This is a genomic window from Sulfurospirillum tamanense, from assembly GCF_016937535.1.
Classification (GTDB): domain Bacteria; phylum Campylobacterota; class Campylobacteria; order Campylobacterales; family Campylobacteraceae; genus Sulfurospirillum_B; species Sulfurospirillum_B tamanense.
The window spans coordinates 1-21,886 of the sequence record NZ_JAFHKK010000030.1 but is presented as its reverse complement, the minus strand read 5'-3'; the positions used below and the strand labels follow the sequence as shown (position 1 = coordinate 21,886).

General features: G+C 42.9%; 20 protein-coding genes. 13 read left to right on the top strand and 7 right to left on the bottom strand.

Annotated elements, in window-relative coordinates:
- Nucleotides 1–236: 236 nt before the first annotated feature.
- The 8 genes from JWV37_RS10925 (at nt 237) to JWV37_RS10890 (ending at nt 10,912) form a co-directional block, all read left to right on the top strand.
- The gene (locus tag JWV37_RS10925) at nt 237–431 is read left to right on the top strand and encodes a hypothetical protein (protein ID WP_205459845.1); all 195 of its coding nucleotides are present in this window, start codon (nt 237–239) and stop codon (nt 429–431) included.
- A 134-nt stretch (nt 432–565) separates the two neighbouring features.
- Entirely contained in the window at nt 566–760 is a 195-nt protein-coding gene (locus JWV37_RS10920) for a hypothetical protein (protein ID WP_205459843.1), read from the top strand.
- 91 nt (nt 761–851) lie between these two features.
- A complete protein-coding gene (locus JWV37_RS10915; protein WP_205459842.1) occupies nt 852–1,463 on the top strand; it encodes a pseudouridine synthase in 612 nt (203 codons plus the stop codon).
- Nucleotides 1,464–1,601: 138 nt separating this feature from the next.
- Complete coding sequence (locus JWV37_RS10910; RefSeq protein ID WP_205459840.1) at nt 1,602–2,270, top strand: TetR/AcrR family transcriptional regulator; 669 nt, start codon at nt 1,602–1,604, stop codon at nt 2,268–2,270.
- A complete protein-coding gene (locus JWV37_RS10905) occupies nt 2,267–2,965 on the top strand; it encodes an efflux RND transporter periplasmic adaptor subunit (protein WP_205459839.1) in 699 nt (232 codons plus the stop codon). The genes JWV37_RS10910 and JWV37_RS10905 overlap by 4 nt, the downstream gene beginning before the upstream one ends.
- Nucleotides 2,966–2,968: 3 nt before the next feature.
- Nucleotides 2,969–6,001 (top strand): efflux RND transporter permease subunit, encoded by a 3,033-nt coding sequence (locus JWV37_RS10900; RefSeq protein ID WP_205459837.1) that lies wholly within the window; start codon nt 2,969–2,971, stop codon nt 5,999–6,001.
- A gap of 64 nt (nt 6,002–6,065) precedes the next feature.
- On the top strand, nt 6,066–7,892 hold the full coding sequence (amt, locus tag JWV37_RS10895; protein ID WP_240332180.1) for an ammonium transporter: 1,827 nt from the start codon (nt 6,066–6,068) through the stop codon (nt 7,890–7,892).
- Between the two features lie 161 nt (nt 7,893–8,053).
- Nucleotides 8,054–10,912: a transporter substrate-binding domain-containing diguanylate cyclase gene (locus JWV37_RS10890; protein WP_205459836.1), complete on the top strand. Its 2,859-nt coding sequence runs from the start codon at nt 8,054–8,056 to the stop codon at nt 10,910–10,912.
- On the opposite strand, the gene JWV37_RS10885 is transcribed toward JWV37_RS10890, so the two are convergent.
- Genes JWV37_RS10885 through JWV37_RS10870 form a run of 4 tightly spaced genes read right to left on the bottom strand, consistent with a single transcriptional unit; the run spans nt 10,909 to nt 14,117 of the window.
- Entirely contained in the window at nt 10,909–11,727 is an 819-nt protein-coding gene (locus tag JWV37_RS10885; protein ID WP_205459835.1) for a YitT family protein, read from the bottom strand. The two genes, JWV37_RS10890 and JWV37_RS10885, sit on opposite strands and share 4 nt — an antisense overlap.
- Entirely contained in the window at nt 11,724–12,122 is a 399-nt protein-coding gene (locus JWV37_RS10880) for a YchJ family protein (RefSeq protein WP_205459834.1), read from the bottom strand. Before JWV37_RS10880 ends, JWV37_RS10885 begins: the two co-directional genes overlap by 4 nt.
- Nucleotides 12,119–13,015, bottom strand: a complete 897-nt coding sequence (locus JWV37_RS10875) for a DMT family transporter (protein WP_205459833.1) — start codon at nt 13,013–13,015, stop codon at nt 12,119–12,121. The genes JWV37_RS10880 and JWV37_RS10875 overlap by 4 nt, the downstream gene beginning before the upstream one ends.
- Before the next feature lie 16 nt (nt 13,016–13,031).
- Nucleotides 13,032–14,117: a carboxylate-amine ligase gene (locus JWV37_RS10870; RefSeq protein WP_205459832.1), complete on the bottom strand. Its 1,086-nt coding sequence runs from the start codon at nt 14,115–14,117 to the stop codon at nt 13,032–13,034.
- A 121-nt stretch (nt 14,118–14,238) separates the two neighbouring features.
- On the opposite strand from JWV37_RS10870, the gene JWV37_RS10865 reads away from it, so the two are divergent.
- The 5 genes from JWV37_RS10865 to JWV37_RS10845 all read left to right on the top strand — a co-directional run bounded on the left by JWV37_RS10865 (nt 14,239) and on the right by JWV37_RS10845 (nt 18,135).
- Nucleotides 14,239–14,730 (top strand): SixA phosphatase family protein, encoded by a 492-nt coding sequence (locus tag JWV37_RS10865; RefSeq protein WP_205459831.1) that lies wholly within the window; start codon nt 14,239–14,241, stop codon nt 14,728–14,730.
- 526 nt (nt 14,731–15,256) lie between these two features.
- Complete coding sequence (locus JWV37_RS10860; RefSeq protein WP_205459830.1) at nt 15,257–16,324, top strand: tyrosine-type recombinase/integrase; 1,068 nt, start codon at nt 15,257–15,259, stop codon at nt 16,322–16,324.
- 26 nt (nt 16,325–16,350) lie between these two features.
- A complete protein-coding gene (locus JWV37_RS10855) occupies nt 16,351–16,509 on the top strand; it encodes a hypothetical protein (protein ID WP_205459829.1) in 159 nt (52 codons plus the stop codon).
- 8 nt (nt 16,510–16,517) lie between these two features.
- Nucleotides 16,518–17,240: an arginyltransferase gene (locus JWV37_RS10850; protein WP_205459827.1), complete on the top strand. Its 723-nt coding sequence runs from the start codon at nt 16,518–16,520 to the stop codon at nt 17,238–17,240.
- 49 nt (nt 17,241–17,289) lie between these two features.
- Nucleotides 17,290–18,135, top strand: coding sequence for a J domain-containing protein (locus tag JWV37_RS10845; protein WP_205459826.1), 846 nt, complete (start codon nt 17,290–17,292; stop codon nt 18,133–18,135).
- A gap of 39 nt (nt 18,136–18,174) precedes the next feature.
- Here the strand turns inward: JWV37_RS10845 and JWV37_RS10840 are convergent, their stop codons facing one another.
- The 3 genes from JWV37_RS10840 to JWV37_RS10830 all read right to left on the bottom strand — a co-directional run.
- Nucleotides 18,175–19,836, bottom strand: coding sequence for a sensor histidine kinase (locus JWV37_RS10840; protein WP_205459825.1), 1,662 nt, complete (start codon nt 19,834–19,836; stop codon nt 18,175–18,177).
- Complete coding sequence (locus tag JWV37_RS10835) at nt 19,833–21,245, bottom strand: ABC transporter substrate-binding protein (RefSeq protein WP_275898384.1); 1,413 nt, start codon at nt 21,243–21,245, stop codon at nt 19,833–19,835. The genes JWV37_RS10840 and JWV37_RS10835 overlap by 4 nt, the downstream gene beginning before the upstream one ends.
- 223 nt (nt 21,246–21,468) lie before the next feature.
- Nucleotides 21,469–21,886: winged helix-turn-helix domain-containing protein (locus JWV37_RS10830; RefSeq protein WP_205459823.1), on the bottom strand; the 418-nt coding region annotated here is incomplete at its 5' end.

Below are 21,886 nucleotides of genomic sequence, written 5' to 3'. Positions count from 1 at the left end.
GAATTCCTAGTAGATGGCAAACACATAAGAGATTGTACGGGCTTTTCTTTTTTCATAACGATTGACAATAGAGCAACATTGGAAAAGTTTTTAGACAATATACTTGAGGAAGAAAAACTAGCAAATATAGTAAAAAGATGACAGGCTATTTTTTAACCAAAAAACACATCGAGTATTTGGCAAATGTTCACTTAAATTTTGTTAAAATATCCCCAATACTGTCAGAGGAATTCATCATGCAGACAGTAACAATCAATATTCAAAATGAAACCTTGGCTAAAAAAGTTTTATGGATGCTAGAGCATTTTAAAAATGATGGATTAGAAATAGTCTCGAAAGAGGATATGGAAGATTTAAAATTACTAAAAGCAACAAGAGATGATGAGAGCATCTCTTTTGAGCAATATTTAACCGATGAAACCAAACGGTAGCTTGTTTTGATTTACAAATTAGAAAAATAAAAAAGGTGACAGGCTACTTTTTAACCAAAAAACACATCGAGTATTTGGCAAATGTTCACTTAAATTTTGTTAAAATATCCCCAATACTATCAGAGGAATTCATCATGCAGACACTAACAATCAATATTCAAAATGAAACCTTGGCTAAAAAAGTTTTATGGATGCTGGATCATTTTAAAAACGACGGATTGGAAATAATTTCAAAAGAGGATATTGAAGATTTAAAATTACTAAAAGCAACAAGAGATGACGAGAGTGTCTCTTTTGAGCAATATCTAACCGATGAAACCAAGCGGTAGCTGTTTTGAGTTATAAATTAGAGATTAGAGAAAGTGCCATTAAAGACTTTAAAAATGAAAAAATACACACCTGAAAATACAAGAAAACCTCGTGAGCCGTGATGCTGAGCCTACCCTAGAGGCACCCCAAGCCGTTCACACTTCCGCAAAACTGCTCGCGCTCAACAAACCCAAAGGCTATCTGGTCACACGCTCGGATGACCTTGGGCGAAAAACGGTCTATAACCTTTTGCCTTCTTGGGCGTATGAACAAGGGTGGATGCCCATCGGCCGCCTTGATTTGGAGTCTAGGGGGCTTTTGCTCTTTACCACTGAGGGTAAAATCAACAACGCCCTAACCAAGCCAGGAAGTTGCGTGAAGGTGTATGAAATCTGGGTCAGAGGCCACGTGAGCGACGCACACATAGCGCAAGCTTTACAAGGCGTAGAGACCCCACAAGGCTTACTCAAAGCCCTTGGAGTCGAAAAAATAGGCACAGGTGGCGCAAAAACGAAACTCCGAGTCATCATCGACGAGGGCAAAAACCGCCACATCCGTCGGCTTTTTGGCGCGCTTAGTGATGCCAAATTTGGAACACCTCTAAAAGTCATCGCTCTTGAGCGCGTGAGCATTGGAAGTTTGACGCTTGAGCTTGAGCTTGGTAAATGGCGTTTTCTTTTGCCTGAAGAAGAAAAGGCGCTCCTAAAAAACCTTGCCCCATAATTAGCCCATCTGATCCCAAAAACCAAAACTTCATCCTTCCTTCTAAATCTTTTACATGTAGGGATTTTTTCTTGACAAAAATAATGCAAAGAAGTATGATTCCACAAATGAATGACCGTCAGTCATTAAAGGAGAATCATGGCACGCATCATCGACAAGGAAGAAAAGCGCAATGACATCGCCCGCGCATCCATCGCACTTTTTTGCGACAAAGGTATCCAACAAACCAGCATGGACGCCATCGCCAAAAGTGCAGGAGTAGCCAAAGGGACAATTTACCTTTACTTTAAAAACAAAGAAGAGATTATTTTTGCTATCTGGGACATGATTGTTGCCCGCCATCACGAGGCCTACACTAAGCGCATCACAGACGCCATGTCCGCCAAAGAGAAGATTTTAGATTTTTTCAACTTCGGGGAATGTGCAGAAGAGGAGGACAAAGAGCAGATTCTTAGCCTCTACCAGCACTTCATTAGCGCCATGCTCATCGACAAAACAGGGCTTTACACAGCGTATTTTGAAAGCTTTTTTCAAAAAGACTTCGACTTCATTATCCAAAGCCTCCGCGAGGGTGAAGCAAAAGGCGAATTTGTTGTCGAAAACATTGAGCTGCTTACCACGAGTATCACATTGCTAATCAAAGGACTATTAGTGCGCGCAAAAGCTTCCAATATGGGCTTTTACGAAGCGCAAAGCATCCTCATCGAGCACATCACCTTCCTCCTAAGCCAATGCACCCAACCAAAACACCAAAAAGTTGCCCCGTTTTATGAAGCGGACAAAGAAACCAAAGGAACGATTCAATGAAAAAAGTTTTTCTAGCCATGCTGTTGATGCTTCAAGCCCTTGTTGCAGAGGAAGTGTACGCTACCTTTGATGTGGTAAGCGAACGAAGTTCAGAGCTAGGGCTCTCTCTTTCTGGAATTGTAGCGCGTTTACATGTAGACGTTGGCGACAAGGCGAAAAAAGGCGATTTACTTCTTTCCTTGCACAATGCCGAGGAAAAAAACGCCTATGAAATCGCCAAGAAAAATGCCGAACACGCCCAAAAATCATACGACCGCTATGCCCAAATCGCCGATGTCATCGAAAAAGAAAAAATGGATAACTACCTTCACGACAAAGAGATCAAAGCTCTCACCGCCCAAAACAAAGAAATTGTCTACAAAAAAACAGAACTTCGCGCCCCCTATGATCTGGTAGTCACCAAAAAAATGACCGAACTTGGCAGTATTGTACTGGGCTCTCAGACCAAACTTTTAACCGTAGAGAGCACCGATGCCATCAAGCTAATCCTTGAATTTGATCAAAAATACTGGCAAAACGTTCACGTAGGACAAAGATTTGTCTATCGCGTTGATGGGAGTGAGGAAACCTACGAGGGCGTCATTAGCAAAATTTACCCCGCAGTTCTTTCAAGCACCCGCAAAATGCAAGCTGAAGTCAAAGCCCAAAACCTTCTTCCAGGCCTTTTTGGCTATGGCACCATCATCGTGGAATAACCCATGTACAAACTCGCAATCAACAGACCCATCACCACGTTCATGGGCGTTTTGACCTTTATTGTTTTTGGATTGATGTCGTACAACTCCATGCCCATCAACCTTTTCCCCAACGTTGACTTTCCCGTCGTTACCGTGCAAACCACCTACAACGGCGCAGACCCTTCCACCGTAGAAACCAAAGTCACCGATAAAATCGAAGAAGCCGTTTCGGGCGTGGATGGCATCGACAAGCTCATGTCCACGAGCTATGAGGGCTTTAGCGTCGTCACCATTCAGTTTGAACTCTCCAAAGACCTCAACGAAGCAACCAATGACGTGCGCGATAAAATCGGAGCGCTCGACCTTCCCAATGAAGTCGAAAAGCCTGTAGTCAAAAAACTTGGGGCCTCGGGGGCAGTTGTCAGTCTTTTTATCGCCGATAGAGGCGATGATAGCAAGGCACTCATGCGTCTTGCCGATGAAAAACTCAAAGCCCAACTTCAGCGTATCAAAGGGGTTGGAGAAGTCACCGTTGTTGGCTACCAAGACCGCGAAATTCGCATCTTTTTAGACCCATTCTTGTTAGCAAAATACAACCTAAGTTCCTCGGAAATTAGCGCTATCATCGCCAAGCAAAACATCAAACAAGGCGTTGGAAAGATGGTTAGCCAAACCCAAGAAATCATCATCAAAGCAGAAGGGGATGCTAAAAGCATTGAAGCAGTGGGTGAAATCTTGGTAAAGCCTGGCGTAAAACTCAAAGATGTCGCAACCATCGAGGACGGCTTAAGTGACGCCAAAAGCTACTCCTCTTTCAATGGCCAGCGGGGTGTGACGCTAGAGGTCAAGAAAATTGCGGGCGAAAACTCTTTGACGATTATCGAGGGAGTCAAACAAGCCCTTCCTAAACTCCAACACTTAGCGGGCGAGCAGTTTGAGATTAAAGTCTTGCAAGACCAGTCTGAAAAAATCATGGTCAACATCAACAATGTCCGCTTTGACCTTATTTTTGGGGCCTTTTTGGCCATCGTCATCGTGTTTGTGTTTCTTAGAAATGTCACCGCTACCCTTGTTTCGGCCCTTGCCATTCCCACTTCGGTCATTGGAACGTTTGCCATCATTGACGCGCTAGGTTACGACCTCAACCGCTTAACGCTCATTGGCCTCACCCTTGCTATTGGGATTTTTATTGACGATGCCATCGTGGTTATTGAAAACATTATGAAAAAAATGGAAGAGGGGATGGAGCCCTTTCAAGCCTCTTTTGAGGGTATTAAAGAAGTGGCTTTTTCCATCCTCGCCATTTCCGCCGTTCTTTTAGCTGTTTTTGTTCCGGTGGCGTTTATGGACGGCATCGTAGGGATGTTTTTTAACTCCTTTGCTATGACCGTAGCCGCGGGCATTGTCATCTCTTATCTTGTGGCGGTTATGCTCATCCCAAGCATGGGGGCGCGGGTTTTAAGTGCCAAAGAGAGTAAGTTTTACTACGCCACAGAACCTATTTTTAAAGCCATTGACAACAGCTACGTGGCGCTTTTGCGGGTTATTTTGCGTTTTAAAGTGCTAACGATTGTCGCAACTGTGGGTATTTTAATTGCCTCAACCACGCTAAGTGTGGGTATGAACTTTTTACCCATGGAAGACAACAGCGAGTTTCAAATCACCATCAAAGCGCCTGCAGGCATCAGCCTAGAGGCCATGAAGGGCAAAATAACGCCCATCGATGCGCTATTAAAAGAAGACGAGGACATCATTTATTCGATTGTTTCCATTGGCTATAACGCTGCCCAAGAGATTCATAAGGGCAAAATTTACGCCAAACTCAAGCCTGTGGCAGAAAGAAAAGGACGCACCCAAGAGCAGATTATTCAGTTTTACCGTGAAAAACTCAAAGTCTATGAAGAAATGACATTATTGGTCGAAAAAGTAGATGATTTTGACACAGGTGGCGCTACAGCACCGGTGCAAGTGGTCATCACGGGCGATAGCCTTGATACGCTTGATGAAATCTCTTTGAAGCTCATGGAAGTGCTACACAAAACCGAGGGGATTGTGGATGTTGATAGAGACTACGAGAGCGGAAAACCCGAAATCAAAGTCTCCATTTTGCGTGAAAACGCCCAAAGAGCAGGGGTGAGCGTGCAAGAAATCGCCTCGGTTTTGGCTTCTGCGTACTCCAGCGATAGCGCCGTTTCTTACCTTGAAGACAATGGCCGTCAATTTGACATCACCGTACGTTATGGTGACGATTACCGCGCATCGCTAGAGGATTTAAAAAAGCTCCAAGTGCGCAATGCTGCGGGTGATTTTGTAATGTTAGAGGGCTTGCTTAACCTAGAAGAGGGCACAGGAACCGCTTCCATTAACCGCTTTGACAGGGAGCGTAAAGTCCTCGTCACCGCCAACACCTTCAACACCTCTTTAGATAAAATCGTTACCGTGGTTAACGAAGCGATGCCCGAGCTTTTACCAGAAGGGTATGCGTACCGCTACACAGGCGACGTGGAAAACCTTGAAGACACCAACAAAGCCTTTGGGGCGGCGGTACTTTTGGCGATTATTTTGATTTACCTGATTCTAGCCGCGTTGTATGAGTCTGTGGTTCAGCCTTTTATTATCATGATTTCCATGCCGCTTTCTTTTACGGGCGTTGTCCTTGCCCTGTATTTGAGTGGAAACTCTTTTAGCTTATTTGTCATGATTGGTATTATCTTGCTTTTGGGCATGGTGGGCAAAAACGCTATTTTAGTTGTGGATTTTGCCAACCGCGCCATCAAAGAAGGCAAGGGCATCGATGATGCGCTCTTTGAGGCGGGAGAAAAGCGCCTACGCCCCATCCTTATGACAACTTTTGCGATGATTGGGGCGATGATTCCTCTTGCTTTTGGAGGCGGGGCAGGGCATGAGAGCAATGCGCCCATGGCGTTGGCGATTATTGGAGGACTTTTAAGCTCCACTGTTTTAACGCTCCTTGTAGTTCCTGCCATTTACAAATTTATGTACCCACTCGATGCGTGGTTACGCAAATGGTATGAAAAAGGGGTGGTTAAGTAAGCTTGTATAAATTTTATACAATTCACTGTTCTATTTTTTTTCAGATGCTACTAAAATAGCTGACATGGAAACAATGGAAAGTACAAATCTACTTTGGGTTGTCATTAGCGCCTTCTTAGTTTTTCAAATGCAGCTTGGCTTTGCTTTGATAGAAACAGGCATGGTGCGGGTGAAAAACACCATCAATGTGGCTATGAAAAACCTTATCGACACCGTTTTTGGACTGATGTTTTTCTGGCTTATTGGCTATGGGCTTATGTTTGGTTCTGATTTTTCTGGCCTTATCGGAACGGACCGCTTTATGATTGATGGGAGCAATCTTAATGAAAACGGATTGTTCTTTTTTCAAGCTATGTTTGCAACAACTGCCGCCACGATTATCTCGGGGGCGGTTGCAGAACGCATCAAATTTAATGCCTATATCATTGTGACTATTGTCGTAACTGCGTTTATCTATCCGCTTTTTGGGCACTGGGCTTGGTCTGAAAACGGTTGGCTTAAAGAGCTTGGGTTTAGGGATTTTGCAGGCTCAACGGTTGTGCATTCTGTTGGGGCTTGGATTGGCTTGGCTGGCGCGATTGTGCTTGGCCCGCGCCTTGGAAAATTCAAACACGCACAAATCAAATACTTCGCCCCTAGCAATCATAACTTCATCGTTTTTGGGGTCTTTGTTCTCTTTTTTGCTTGGTTTGGGTTTAATGCGGGCAGTCTTTTGCGTTTTGACCCGCGTGTTACTTCCATCCTTTTAAACACCACGCTGGGCGCTGCCTTTGGTGGGTTTGGCGGATGGTTTATCTCTCTTATCTACAAAGAAAAAGTAAGCGTTGAGATTTTTGCTTTTGGCGTTATCGCGGGGCTTGTTGGCGTGACCGCAGGATGTGACCAATTTGATGCAAAAACGTCTGCTTTTGTGGGCTTTGTATCGGTGTTTGTGATGCATTTTTTTGACCTTATTTTGCTAAAAAAATTCAAAGTTGACGACCCTTTAAGTGTTGTTGGTGTGCATGGTTTTGCAGGGGCATGGGGCACATTGGCTGTTGGGATTTTCGCAACATTGCCCAAAGACATGAGCCGCTTGGAGTTTGTGACTGTCCAACTCATCGGAATTGCGAGTGCGTTTGGTTTTGCTTTTGCGTTAGGCCTTATGCTTTTTGGTATCCTTGCAAAATATAATTTTTTGCGCGTTCAAAAACGCCACGAAGTTATTGGTTTGAACGTGAGCGAGCACAATGCAAAACTTCCTTGGGTCGATACAATTGAAAGCATCATTAAGATTATGAAAACGGGTGACATTAAACACAAGATTCACGAAGAACGAGGCACAGAAATAGGTCTAGTGGCAAAGTTTTTTAACTACCTTTTGGAAATCATGCGCCAAAAACAGATAGATTTACAAAACTCAAACATCCAACTTCGCTCCAAAGCAGAGATAGACCCACTCACCCAAACTTTCAACCGAAGGGCGTTGCTCGAAAGGCTCAAAAATAAGAACCTTTTTCATGCAAACTATTCTGTGATTATGATTGATATTGACAACTTCAAACACGTCAACGACACCCACGGGCATGGGGTTGGCGATATGGTCTTGAAAGAGTTAGCCCAGATAGTCAAAACACTCATACGCGACAAAGATGTTTTTGCAAGGTGGGGTGGCGAAGAATTTGTGATTTTGGCCAACACAAAAGAGATTGTGGAGGTGGAAAAAATAGCCGAAAAAGTACGCCAAAAGGTAGAATCTGCATCCTTTAGCACCGTAGGGACAATCACTGCTAGCTTTGGCATCAGTAACCCAAAAAATCCCACAGAGAGTTTTGAAACCATTCTAGAACATGCCGATAAAGCTTTATATCAGGCCAAAAAATCAGGAAAAAATCGTGTTCACAGTTGGTGATTATCCTCTTTTTCTCAGACCAAAAAAGCGTAAGTCTCTTTACATGTAAGCCTCACACTGCCAAAAGTTTTACACCCCTTAAGCAAATTGTATTATAATGGGCTTTTTAACAAATACAGCATTTTTGTGCCCAAACACTGTCGCACCTTAAGGGTTTTTACTTGAAAAATTTCATCCGTTTTATTGTATTTGTTTTATTGTTCCCAGTGATGGCCCAAGCTCTTGAGCTATCGGTTCAGGAAAAAGAGTTTATCGCCAACAACCCAAAAGTCAAAATCGCCTTGATGCCAGATTTTTCTCCTTTTTCTTTTATCAAAGAGGACAGAATTGTTGGCTTTGAAAATGATTTATTGCAAATTATTTCACAAGAGACTGGATTGAGATTCGACAAGCACTTTGGTGTGTGGAATAAAAACCTAAAAGCGTTCCAAGAAAAAAGTGTTGACATCATTACAAGTATTTCCTACAAAAAAGAAAGGGAAGCATTTACCACATTTACCACCCCTTACTACAACATCCCGATTATGATTTTTGTAAGAGACGATTTTGGCACCTACAAGGGCATGCAAAGTCTAGAGGGTAAAAAAGTTGGTATTTTAAAAGATGTCTTCTACACCATAGAGTTAGAAAAATACACAAACAATAAGCTCCATATCTACGAAACCTATGACGAACTAACAGAAGCCTTGGTTTTTGGAAAAATTGATGCTTTGATTCAAAACCTTCCAAACATCAACTACCTCATAAAGAAAAACCTCTACACTAATTTAGTATTAGTAGATGAATTGGAGTTACCTGGCATCAAAAAGGAAGATTTGCGCTTTGGCATTAATCCAGACAAACCACTGCTGTACTCCATCATGCAAAAAGCCCTCGACAACATAGGTGAAGAAAGATGGACAGCACTCTCAGGCAAATGGCTAAGTGTCAAGTTAATTGATGAGATGCTTGGCGAGCAGATAAATAGTTCTTTGGCGCTACTCTCCGAAGAGGAAAAAAAATACCTTGAGAACACAATTGTTAAAATAGGCATGATTCGCGACTACTACCCCTTCAGCTATGAAGAAAATGGAAAAATCAACGGTTTTTCGTTTGAATATTTTAAACTTTTGGCATCAAAAGTAGGCATGAAGTTTGATGTAGAGGTTGACAATTGGTCACCAACTCTTCATAAGTTTGAAAATAAAAAAATCGACATCATCGATGCTATATCCTACACCAGAGAGAGGGAAGAGTTTGCAAATTTTTCTAATGCTTATTTTCACATACCAAATGCAATTTTTGCAAGAAAAAACAGTTTTGAGGAGTACGGGGGCCTAGAATCCTTGCGTGGCAAAAAGGTTGGTATCACCAAGAACATTTACTATTTTGACACTATAAAAGAGTTGGGTTTATTTGAGCTGGTTGTTTTTGAAAGCTCAAGAGAAAAGATAAAAGCATTGGCTTTGGGCAAGATAGATGCGGCTTTTAACAACCTCACAAGCGGCCAAAAGTACATTCTTCAAGGGGGCGATACGAACATCGAGGTCTTAGACGAACTTGCTGATGAAATTGTAAAAAAAGAGGACTTAAAACTAGGGGTATCAAAAGAGAATGTGATACTTTATTCTATTGTTGAAAAAGCAATGGGTGCAATTACTGCCAACGAAAAAACAAAATTAGTCAATAAATACTTTGGCGTTGGTTTCCAAAAAGAAGAGAGGGATAAAAACATAGCCCTTAACACAGAAGAAAGGGAATATTTAGAAACAAAAAAAGAGATTAGGATGTGTTCTATTCCAAACATTCCACCTTTGGAGCAGATTGACGAAAATGGAAAACACAAAGGCATTGCCGAAGATATCATCCAGATAGTTTCAAAAAAAATCCAAAAACCTATTGTCTTGGTGCCCACGCAAAGTTGGTCAAAATCACTCGAAAATATTAAAGACGGAAAATGCGACATCCTTCCTGCTGCCATGAAGACGCAAAATCGCCAACACTACATGAACTTCACGACTCCTTACCTCATCGAAGCATTGGTTGTTGCCACAAAAGACGACAAATTTTTTATAGAAAATAGCAGCAGGCTTAAAAACCTTAAAATTGGAATAGTAGAAGGGTATGTATTTATTGAGTTATTAAAACAAAAACATCCAGACATAGAGATAGTCCAAGTTAAAAGTGCTAAAGAGGGGTTACTGCAGGTGCGTGATGGAAAGTTGTTTGGCTATGTTGACATCCTTCCCTCAATCGCTTACACAATTCAAAAAGAGGGGTTGTTTGATTTAAAAGTTGCAGGCAAGCTGGAATTTGACGCAGAATTTGGCATCGCCTCAAGAAAAGATGAACCACTTTTAAACTCCATCATGCAAAAAGCATTAAAAGAGATTGGAGAGGAAGAGATAAGAAGCATCGTTGGAAAGTGGGTTTCTATCACAATAGAGCAAGCTTTTGATTACAGAAAGCTCATCTATATCAGTTTATTCTTTTTAGCTATTCTTAGCGTTGTGCTTTACAAAAATAGGTCCATAAAAGCACTAAACAAAAAACTTGAAGAGCTATCCATAACCGACAACCTAACACAACTCTACAATAGAAACAAACTAGATGAAGTACTCAAAGAAGAAGCAAATCGGTCAAAAAGGTTTCTGCATACATTTGCTGTAATCATGGTAGATATAGATCATTTTAAAAGTGTCAATGATGCGCACGGACACCAGATGGGAGACATTGTTCTAAAAGAGTTTGCAGAGATTTTGAAATCAAACTCAAGAAAAACAGACATTGTTGGCAGATGGGGTGGAGAAGAGTTTATGGTCATATGCGCTCAAACCGACTTAAAAGGCGCAACCGCCCTAGCCGATAGCATGAAAGAGCAAATAGCCTCTTACTCCTTTTCATCGGGTGAACCAAAAACTGCAAGTTTTGGGGTGTCTGTTTACAACAAAAACGAAGACATTAAAGACCTCATAAAAAGAGCCGATGATGCGCTTTATAAGGCTAAAAAAAATGGAAGAAACAGAGTTGAAATAGGCTAATCCCCGCGCCCCAACATCTCTGTTGCTTCGGTGATAATCATAAACGCCCCAGGGTCGTGCTTGCGTACCAATTCGCGCAAAAATTGCAATTTACCCACCTCGACGACGATGAGAATGATTTTTTTGTGCTCGCCATACAGCCCATCGCCTTGGATGATGGTGCCGTGTTGGCCGAGCTCTTCGCGGATGGTTTTGGTAAACTCCTCGACCTTGTCTGTCACCAAATGGACTACTTTTTTATCCAGTCGCCCCGTGAGCAAGGTGTCTACAATGCGCGAGGTCACATAAATACTCACCACACTCCACAACACTTTGGCACGGTCTTCGAATACAAATAACGACGCGCACAACACCACTGCGTCCAAAATGAGTAGTACTTGTCCTGCCTTAAGCTCTGTTTTGCTCGCCACAATCTGCGCGATGATGGTCGTCCCACCTGCAGACGTTTTACTCTTAATAATCAGTCCAAGCCCCACCCCAATAAACACACCGCCAAACAACGCGCCAAGGGGCGTATCCACCACAAAAGGGGGCATGTGCACGACCTTGGCCAACACATCGATAAGAACAGAGACTAGGCCAATCACCACAATGCTACGCACTACATACCCGCGCCCAAAGTACCGAAATCCCAACAGCAACAACGGCACATTAATGAGCACCATCCACGTGCCCACGCTCATCCCGCTTGCGTAGTGCAAGAGCAAGGCAACACCCGCTGTGCCACCTGTGAGGAGCTGATTGGGCACAAAAAATCCCACCACTCCAAGGGCAAGCATCACACAGCCAAGAGTCAATCGCATGTAAATTTTCATTTTACCTCTCCATCCACGTACATCCACGCCCCTTTATAACGTTTAAAGCGCGAATGCTCTTCGTGGATGCCCTCTTTGCCCTCCTGCACGTAACTGGCACGAAACACAACCTTGCCTACTTTGTCGCGCTCGCCCCCTTGCCAGACGCTTAACACCTCTAGTCCCGTCCACACTAAACGTTTACATGTAAGGCGTATCTCTTCTTTGAGGCTTTTGGTGCGCCCATCAGGGTGTGTTGTGTCCACGAGGTAGTCCACGAGGTTTAACGCGAAAGCGCTATAGCGTGAACGCATGAGCATCTCGGCCGTTGGCGCCTTGCCCTGCACATGAAAAGGCTCGCAACACTGCGCGTAAGGGATTTTGCTACCGCAAGGGCAGGGGAAAGAAGCACTCATGCTTTAGCCTTTCCCAAAAAGAGCGAGAGGTAAATCCCCACCCCGATGAGTGCCACACCTCCAAGATGGTACATGTAAAAGCGTTCTCCTAAAAAGAAAAAGGCCAAAATCGACCCAAACACGGGCATGAGGTGGACAAATTGCCCACTCTTTTCAGGCCCAATGTTCGCGATGCCATAATGCCAAAAGTGATACGACAAAAACGAGGGAAACACCACCGTGTAGGCAATGACAAGCTTGGCATTAAGGCTGAAACTAAACACATCCAAAAGCCCATACCCCATCTGCCAAAACACCCCATAAAGCATGAGACTTCCTAGCAACACCGATGTAGCAAAATACCCGCTAAACCCCGCCGGACGAAAGCGCAAAAGCACCGAATACAACGCCCACATAGACGAAGCCACGATGACCCAAATGTCACCTTTGCCAAAAGAGAGCGTAGCAAGGCGCTCCCACTCTCCATGCAACGCCAAGTGCACCACACCCACCATAGAAAACAAAATGCCCGCCACCTGAAGAGGCCGTACTTTGCTTTTCAAAATAAGAACTGAGAGCAAGACAATGGTAATGGGCGTCGCGGAATTGATGAGTAGCGCATTGGTCGCTGTGGTGTCTTGAAGGCCCACGTAAAGCACGGTATTAAAGGAAGTCACCCCCAAAAAACTCAAAAGCAACAGCATCCAAAAATGCCCCTTGAGCGCTCCCCAAACCGCCCTGCGTTGTCGCATTAGATAAGGTAAGAGGAGGATGAGAACCCCCAGCCAGCGGTACATGGCCAACTGCACAGGCTCTATGTCCTCGTGAATAAACCGCCCCAAGATAAAATTTCCCGACCAAAACAACACACACAACACCAAAAACACATAAGGTTTTACTGATTCATTCCACATTAAAAGCCATCACTCCTTAAAATAATCCCAACCGCTCCACTTCACTCAAACAGCGGTGTTTTTCAAAGCACTCTTTTTGTAAATGGGCAGGCGTAGGGTGCTCTAGTAGCAACAGCAACTTTGGCACGTAGGCTTGGGTGCCAAGCTTGGCAAAAATCCCTAGCCGCTCCATCTCTTTAATCCATGTTCTTGCGTAAACGCGCAAGGTTTGGACATCATTTTTTGTCTGAAATGCCCCCTCTAGCCCGTACCGAATGGCATTCCAACGGTTTTGTTCCAATATCTGCCGAAAAAACCACTGGGCGCCTTGATGCTGGGCATACACACACAATGCCTGAAACAAGACGCCCAAAAGCTCAATCCGCATAAAATCGTTGCTCGCATCACACGCGCGCATTTCAAGGGCGCCAAGAAGAGGATTGAGGCGTACTTCCCACTTGACATCTTCTAAACACCCAATGCTCTGAGAAGCAAAAAGGGCGCGGTAAAGTTCGCCCATTTCATAGTATTCTTCAAAATAATCGGGCATGCCTGCCAGGGGCAGCTGCTCAAACAATTTGCTCCGATACCCCAAAAGCCCCGTTTCTTCTCCATCAAAAAAGGCAGAATTCGCCCCAAGGGCGATAAATACAGGAAGGTGCTCTAGGGCAACATTGTACGCGCGAAGGGCGTCATCAGAACTGGGCAAAGAAACCTGAAGATGCAAACCACAAATGGTGAATTTACGCAACAAAATCCCATATTCGCAAGCCAAAGCATCATCGCGCAAAGCACCTATTTGGCGTGTATCATCACAGGGCAGGGCGTGCACGCCCGAGGTGGCCACGACAGCCCCAAGAGATGCGGCGCATTTTACCGTTTTTTGGGCCAAATCCTCCAAAGCTTCCCTTACATGTAGCGCCGAAGCGCACAAAGGCGTCTTAAGCGCCAACAGTGAAGCCAAATACTCAGGGTGCACACAGGGCAAAACGTCCAAGGGTAGGGCGTCTAGCACGAGTGTTGCGGCGCTTATGAGGTGCATGTCGCCCTCTTCGTGCAATCGCACTTCAAGTTCCGCGCCAATGTTGTACGCCACACTCTCTTTCCAGGGTAAAAAGTCCATGCGACACCCTCCCTTTAAAGATTCAATACTTTAAAAAACACGCTTTGTATTTGAATAAAAATTGTAACGACATTTGGAGCCAAAAGCAACACATAAGGGTAGGGTGTGGTATCATACCCAAATGAAAACACTTTACTTCATTCGGCATGCAAAATCTAGCTGGAAAGACCCTTTATTAAGCGATTTTGATAGACCACTCAATAAGCGTGGCAAAACCGACGCACCCGTCATGGCAAAGCGCCTCAAACACCACAAAGTCAAACCCGACCTCATTCTTTGCTCACCCGCCCTTCGCACTAAAAAAACAGCGCAAATCATCATGCAAGAACTAGACATCAAAGAAAAAACCGTTGTTTTTGAACCCAAACTTTATGAAAGCAGTTTTGAAACCTATCTCGAACTCATTCGAGCACTCCCGCTAGAAGTGAAACATGTGGCCATCATCGGACATAATCCCGAGATCACACTAGCTTGCGAGCTTCTTGCCGATGCGATTTTTGGCAACATCCCCACCTGCGGTATCGTAGGACTTGAATTTAAGCCCGAGACTTTTAGCGAAGCAGGGGAGGGGTGCGCCCATGTGCTTTTCTTTGATTACCCTAAAAAAACCTAACAACTCCCCCTTTTACACCGCAAAATAACATTCCTCCTTTTTTCTTTACATGTAAAGCTTTTTAGCCCAACAGGGCCTTACATGTAAAGCTTTTTCTCCCTTAGCTTCATACAAAGTTTTTAACACATTTTCTTTTGCATCCGCATGCACAAAATCGTATGGATAAATTCCAACTTTCCAAAAGGTAAAACGTACGCTAAAAGCCATCCCATCGCAAGTGGCGTGGTACTGTGAAAGGGAAGAAAAGAGAGAATTAAAAATAGTTTGAAAATTACAGTTTTCAATACAAAATACGATTATTATGCGTATTTTACCTTTTTCAAACCCCTAAACTTAGGCTTTTGCACTTTTTAGTTAATTTTCCAGTTTTCAAAGCTATGCTATACTTCTTTTTTTACAAAATACGTTTTGAAAGAATTCTAAGCATCAAGGATGCGCGAGCCCTGCGCTGAGCAGAACTTAGCGTTAGCGTAGCTTTTGGAGCTTTGCTCTAAAAGCGTATTTAAAAGTAAAAACAGGAGGTTCCATGAAGTTTCCCCTCGACTGTGAAGAAAACGTTGAAAAATCCCTACTCTTCTGGCTAAGCCGTTTTGTCAAATACAAACTCAACTCCCTCTCTAACAAAGAGCTCAAAGACCCCAAGGCCCTCTCTCAGGTTACCTTTGCCCTCACCAAAGGCGCTTCTAGCTTAGACGAACTGGACACGTTGGTCAAAAAAGCGCGCAACGCAGGACTCACTGGTATCAACACCTATTTCAACCCTTTAAAGAAAATGGTAGAGCTTTTGGGCTACCACCGCCTCTACTCCCTCAAACAAATCGACGAAGAACTCATCGCGGACTTTTTGGCTAGTGCCACAGGAGGCTTGAGTGATGCCACTAAGAAAAATTACCGCATCGCCATGCTAGGCTTTTTTGGCTACCTTGACCGCCAAAATGAGGATGAGGGCACTTCGCACGTCTTTGATATTGGGCTCAAAAACTGGAGAGGCGTGAGCGGGTCGCGCGGGGAAAAACTGCCTGAGTTTATGAATGAAGAGGAAGTAGAACGCTTTTTAAACGCCATCGACACCGCCGCGTTTAAGACCAACGGTGAACGCAACCGCCTCATTTTAAAGCTCATCGCTTACACAGGCATCCGCGTCTCAGAAGCCTTACATGTAAAGGTGCGGGAGATTACCCAAGAGCACGATTGCTTCGTCTTACGCATCCGTGGCAAAGGCAACAAATACCGCGTGGTGATGATCAAACAGCACCTCATTCGCCACCATTTGGCCGAAGTGATTAAGTCCACGCCCTGCAAAGAAGGTTTACTTTTTTGTAATCGAAAAGGTGCTATGATGACGCAAGCGTACGTCAGTCGCATCGTCGAACAAGTGCTCTTTCAAGCAGGCATCCGCAAGGCCAAAAACGGGGCACACATGCTCCGCCACACCTTCGCCACCCTGCTCTACCGCAAACGCAAAGACATCGTTTTGGTGCAAGAAGCCCTTGGGCACGCGAGCCTCAACACGTCGCGCATTTACACCCATTTTGACAACGAACGGCTCAAAGAAGCCGCCAACGTGGCCAGCGAACTCAAGCCCCACACCTAAAAAACCGTTACATGTAAGGAAAAACAATGCCACCACTACTCCTTGATGAACTCAAAGAATTAAAAACAAAACTCGCCCAAGAAGAAAAAGCCCTCAAAAAAGTCGAAGACAAAAAGGAGCGTGAAACACGCTTAAAAGATGAGTTTTTAGAGTACATGCAAAACACTGACGTCAAAAAACGCTAGGGTTTTTTGTGAACCTTACAAGTACGGTTGATTTTTCTACCCTTGAGACAACCTGTGCCTACTTGCCAAATCAAAACACAAGGATGCAATACAAGTTCATCAAAGGGGCTAATGCTGCCCTCTCCTCCGCCCTTACCCAGCGCGGTTGGCGGCGCTTTGGCGAGTACTACTCCAGACCTCAATGCGCAGGGTGCGAGGCGTGTTTGAGCTTGCGCATTGATGCCCAAAAGTTTGAATTTAGCAAAAATGCAAAGCGCGTCTTTCGCAAAAATGCCTCCACGCGCATCTACATTCGTCCACCCTCAGTGACGGCCCAACACCTTGATTTGTACAACCGCTACCATGCGCTCATGAAAGAAAAACGCGGGTGGAAGCACTACCACCTCTCTGCCCAAAGTTATTATGAGCTTTATGTGGCAGGACATGGTACTTTTGGGCACGAAATTCTCTATTTTGTAGACCAGAAACTTGTTGGGGTGGATTTGGTAGACATCCTAGAGGATGGTCTCTCTTCTATCTATTTTTTCTACGACCCTGATTTTGCCCATCTCTCTTTAGGACGTTATTCTTTGTACCAGCAAATCCTTTTATGCCAACGCCACCACTTACGTTGGGTGTACTTGGGCTATTACGTCAAAGAGTGCCAAAGCTTGCGCTACAAAGGTGAGTACACGCCCTATCAAATCCTCCAAGGACTGCCTTCTTTAAATCAAGAACCCTTTTGGCGTTAAGAATGGAACTCTTTTTGCTTTCTTTGGCACAACCAAAGGAGGCTATCCTATGCAACTGTCCTTTACGCCAGAAATGGTCGCCATTACCGTCAAAGAGAGTGAAGTCTATTATCGCCTACAGCACATTATTGACCAACATTTCCCTCATCGCATAGGGCGCAAAGACAAGGTAATCATCTTTGCCAAAGAAGAAGAGTTGCACCAACGTCGCTACTTCTTAAAACTGGTAGCCAAACTGTACAAAAATACCCACCCTCTTCCTTGTACCAACACCCTAAAAACCCTCCAAGAAGCCCATTGCACAAAAGTCATCAAGCTTTCTTTGGCGCAAAAAAATCAACTTTTGCCCAACCTGCGCATTCCAGTGATGTTTGATAATGGCCAAGCGATTGTCTTTGACCTTGGTACTAACAATCGCCTTTTGGTGAGCTATTTGAAAAATTATTTCAAAGACCATTTAGTACAGTACCGTATGCGCACCCATACGCTCACTGTTTTCCCTAATGATGATGCTACATGCATGCGTTTAGAAAAGCTCATGAATGAACGAAAACACATGGCATGGTTTATTAGTTTTATTTATGACGCGCAAGCTTATGCGGCATTTTCCCAAAATTTACATGTACGCTTTGACCGCAAGCGCCGCTTTTTTAACTCTTTGGGAGGGTTGCTGGAAGAGTACTTTTCCGCTCTTGGATGCACCATGCAAGACTCTTTTACAAAAGTGCGCCAACAATACCTTTCTCTTGTAAAGCTTTACCATCCTGACCGCCACCAAAATAGTTCAAAAGAGCTCGAACGCCATTACCGCGAAAAATTTGAAAAAATTCAAACCGCCTATGAGATGGTAAAAAATTACTATCAAGAGCACGAAGCAGTTTGCGCCACAGCATAAGAGCGACTACTTAAAAGAGTGATTTATGAGGAGAAATGACTATTGGGGGAGTTTGAGTTTTATAGTGATACATGCTCCATCATCTATATTTTGAGCATGTATTACTCCATCCATATTTCCTTCGATAATAGTTTTACACATGTATAAACCAATACCTGTACCTTGTTTTGCATGCTTGGTTGTAAAGTAAGGCTCAAAAATTCGTTCTAAATTCTCTGTTGCAATTCCTCCGCCATTATCTTGAACCTTGACCAATACGTATTGTTCACCACTTTTTATGGTTACTGTGATTTTTGGATTTGTGGTTTGACGTTCAACGAGAACATCTTTTGCATTGGAGAGGATATTTAAAAATGCTTGGGAAAATTCGTTTGGATAGCCTAGAATGGTTTGAGTTTTGTCCGCATTAAACTCAAATTCAATGGCATAATGTTTTAGGGATGAGTGCAAAATCATGGCTGCTTTATGGCAAGCCTCATATACACAAAACTCCTCTTTTTCCTTGGAGGGTTTAAAAAAGTTTTGAAAATCACTAATGGTGTTTGACATAAATTCGGTGATTTTATTGCATTTTTCGATTTGGCTATTTAGAAATTCTCCATCCAAATCCTCATACATGTGACGCACTTGCAAAGAGATTAAAATAGCATTGATTTCAGCTAGAGGCTGTCTCCATTGGTGAGCAATATTGCCTATCATATTGCCCATTCCTGCTAGTTTGGATTGTTGGATGAGGAGTTTTTCTTGGTCGGTTCTTTGGTTAATTTCGTTTAGAATTTTTTGTTCTAAATCATCCATCATTTCATTCATAACAAGCTTTAGGGTGTTAAGCTCTTTTGAGTTTGAGTGTTCAATTAATCTTGAATCTCTTTCGCCTTTTTTTAAAGAACTAACTATTTGTGTAGCTTCTTCGATAAGCTTTCTGTCTTGCAATAAATCCGCTTTTATTTGATAAATTTGGGCATTAATTGCCTTTACCATTGCGCCTAATTCGTCTTTACTCTCAAGGGCAATACCTTCGTTTTGAAGTTCATCGCTTTTGTGACTTAGAAAATTGAAAAAATCCTTTAAACCTTTTTGAACGATTTCGATAGAATTTATTATATTACTAGCGATAAATGAGGCTACAAAAATACTCACCAACAAAAGCACAATCACCCCAATATAGAGCAAGTTTTTGCTATTTTGCGCCAAAGACTGGGCTTTTGAAAATGTTGTAGAAGATTTTTCTAATTGTCTATTTTGGTTTTGTTCGAGCGTGTCAATAAGGGCAAAAAATTGCTTCCTCTCAGCCGTGTTTGCGTTGATAAATGCCCCTTCTTCAAACCCTTGTCCAATGTGGCTTCTTGTGGTTTCAAGGAGGCTTTTATAGCCCAACCATAATCCATTTAACTCATTTGGGGCTTGAGAAAAGGCATTATCAAGATGGCTAATTAATGGTGAAATTGAGGTTTGAATATGGCTTCTGAAGTTTTCATTTGGAGCCATAACAAGGGTAAGACTAAGTTCCCTTAAGCGAAAAAGTGGCGCGATATAGCGGCTTTGGAGGGTATGGACTTGTTTTGTATCATCAAATACATCGTTTAAGTTTTTAATCCCTTCTTTATTTATATAAAGAGCCAACGAAGCTAGGCCCATGAGCATAAAAGCACCCAAAAAACCCAAGATGAATAGTTTAAATCGAATCCCTAAACGGTTCATTGCAAAAGCCTTTTTGGCATGAATGGTTCTTGGCAAGCTTTGGGATATTCGCCCTCTCTAACCGACCAATGCAAATTACTAATTTTTGCTTCCCAAAGGGGCATGATGGCAGATTTTGAAGGGGTATAAAGAAGCTCTTTGTTCAGTGCTAGCACCAAGTGCGGAGAGGGAACTTTTAATAAATAAGCTTCATTTTGAGCATGAGAGATGATGGAGGCAATGGTGTTATCATATGCTAAATTTTCTAGTGAGGTCATAAAAAGATTTTCCAAAAGGGATGACATTTTTTTATCCTCTTGAATCATTGACCATTCGCTTCCTGGGCGATACGCGAAAAATACCGTCCAAGGATGATTACCATACCAATCATCATTTCCCCATGTGAGAATATCCCAATCCTTTGGCTTGTCACGGTTTGTGAGTAAATTTTCATAAATATTTTTTTCGCTTTGAGTGACGGTGAAATTAAGCTTCACCCCATATGGCAGGAGTTGATACTCAATTCCCCGCCATAAAAACATAAACCTATCTTGGGTTAAGACATTTAGCGTGAGTCCATTAAGTATGGAACGAAGCTCTTTTTTTTCCTTTTGTTCTAATGCTGATTCTGGTCTTAGGAGTTTTGCACTCTTTTTTATGGCTACAAAATTTATTGATGCGGCCGAAGGTGAGATTTCCCCTTCTTTCTTATATACAAAGTTGAGTAAATTCGCATGGTTAATTGCACGATTAAGGGCTTGACGAATCGATTTGTCTTTAAAGACACCATTAGGTTTTAGCATATTAAAATAGATTGTGTAGTTATGCAAGGAGGGGCTTGTAAAGAGTTTTGAATAGGGCGATAGAACCGCTTCAGCCTTTTTATTGAATGGCAAAGGAGCTATGTCTAAAATGCCCTCTTTATTGAGCGCCCAATCTACTGCACTGTCAAAGTTTAACTCAGTAAAAATAGTGATAGTTTGAATGTAGGGTTTATTGGCTTCATAATAGTGCGGATTTGCCTTTAGGACGACTTCTTTTGTCTGTTTTCTGCCAGTTGCGTAACCTTGGTGTAAGATATAAGGCCCCAATCCGTAAACTCCAGGTTCAACCATGCTATCACCCGTAGCGTCTCCCCTCCAGCCAAATTTATCTAAATATGCATTGCTGTAGAGATTAATGCTTGCCAAATCATGCAAAAACATTCCATAGGGTTTTAAAAGATGAAAACGGACTTTGTATTGATCAATATATTCAATGCTTTTTAATCTATTGTGGATATCGGTGTAGGTGAAAGGATGAGCGATGAATTGTTCAAAATTCCTTACAACGTTTTTGGCATCAAATGACGAACCATCTTGGAATTTTACATTTTGACGCAAGGTTACATCATGGGTGAACGCGTCGATTTGTGAAATTTCAGTAGCCATCATGTATTCCCACCCGTTTTCATTGTCGCTCACTCTAAGTAAAGAGCCGTTTATGAGGCGCGATACGTATGTGTAGGGAATAGAGGGGAGATAGATTTTAATATGGGATTTTGGATGCTTTACATGTAAAGGCTCGCCACAGCTGCTTTTTTGGATATATTCTAGTGGCTTATCTACAAAATGTGGTTCAGCAAAGAGCAGCCCCAAAAAGAGCCAAAATATACTAATGAAGCGCAATTTTATATCCAACACCTGAGAGGTTAGTAATGAAATCTGAGGGTAGTTTTTTGCGTAGATTTCGCACAAGTGAGCGCAGAGCACTATCTGTCATCACGTCATCTTGCCATACATTGTCTTGGAGCTCTTGATAGGTGACAACTCGGTGGGTATTTGCTAGGAGTAATTCTAAAAATCCAACCTCTTTTTTGGTAAGTTTTATAAGCTTATTGTAATACCTAAGCTCTTTGTGATCAGCATCGTATGTGTAATCTTTAGGTAATTTAATATGCAAACTCTGATGCTTTGAGATGCGTTTGGCGCACCGTAAAAGCGCATCAGTTAAAGTGGTGAGATTTATAGGTTTTACGATGTAGTGCTCAAGATGCAAATCAACTGCTTTAAGCAAATACTCCTTGTCTGTG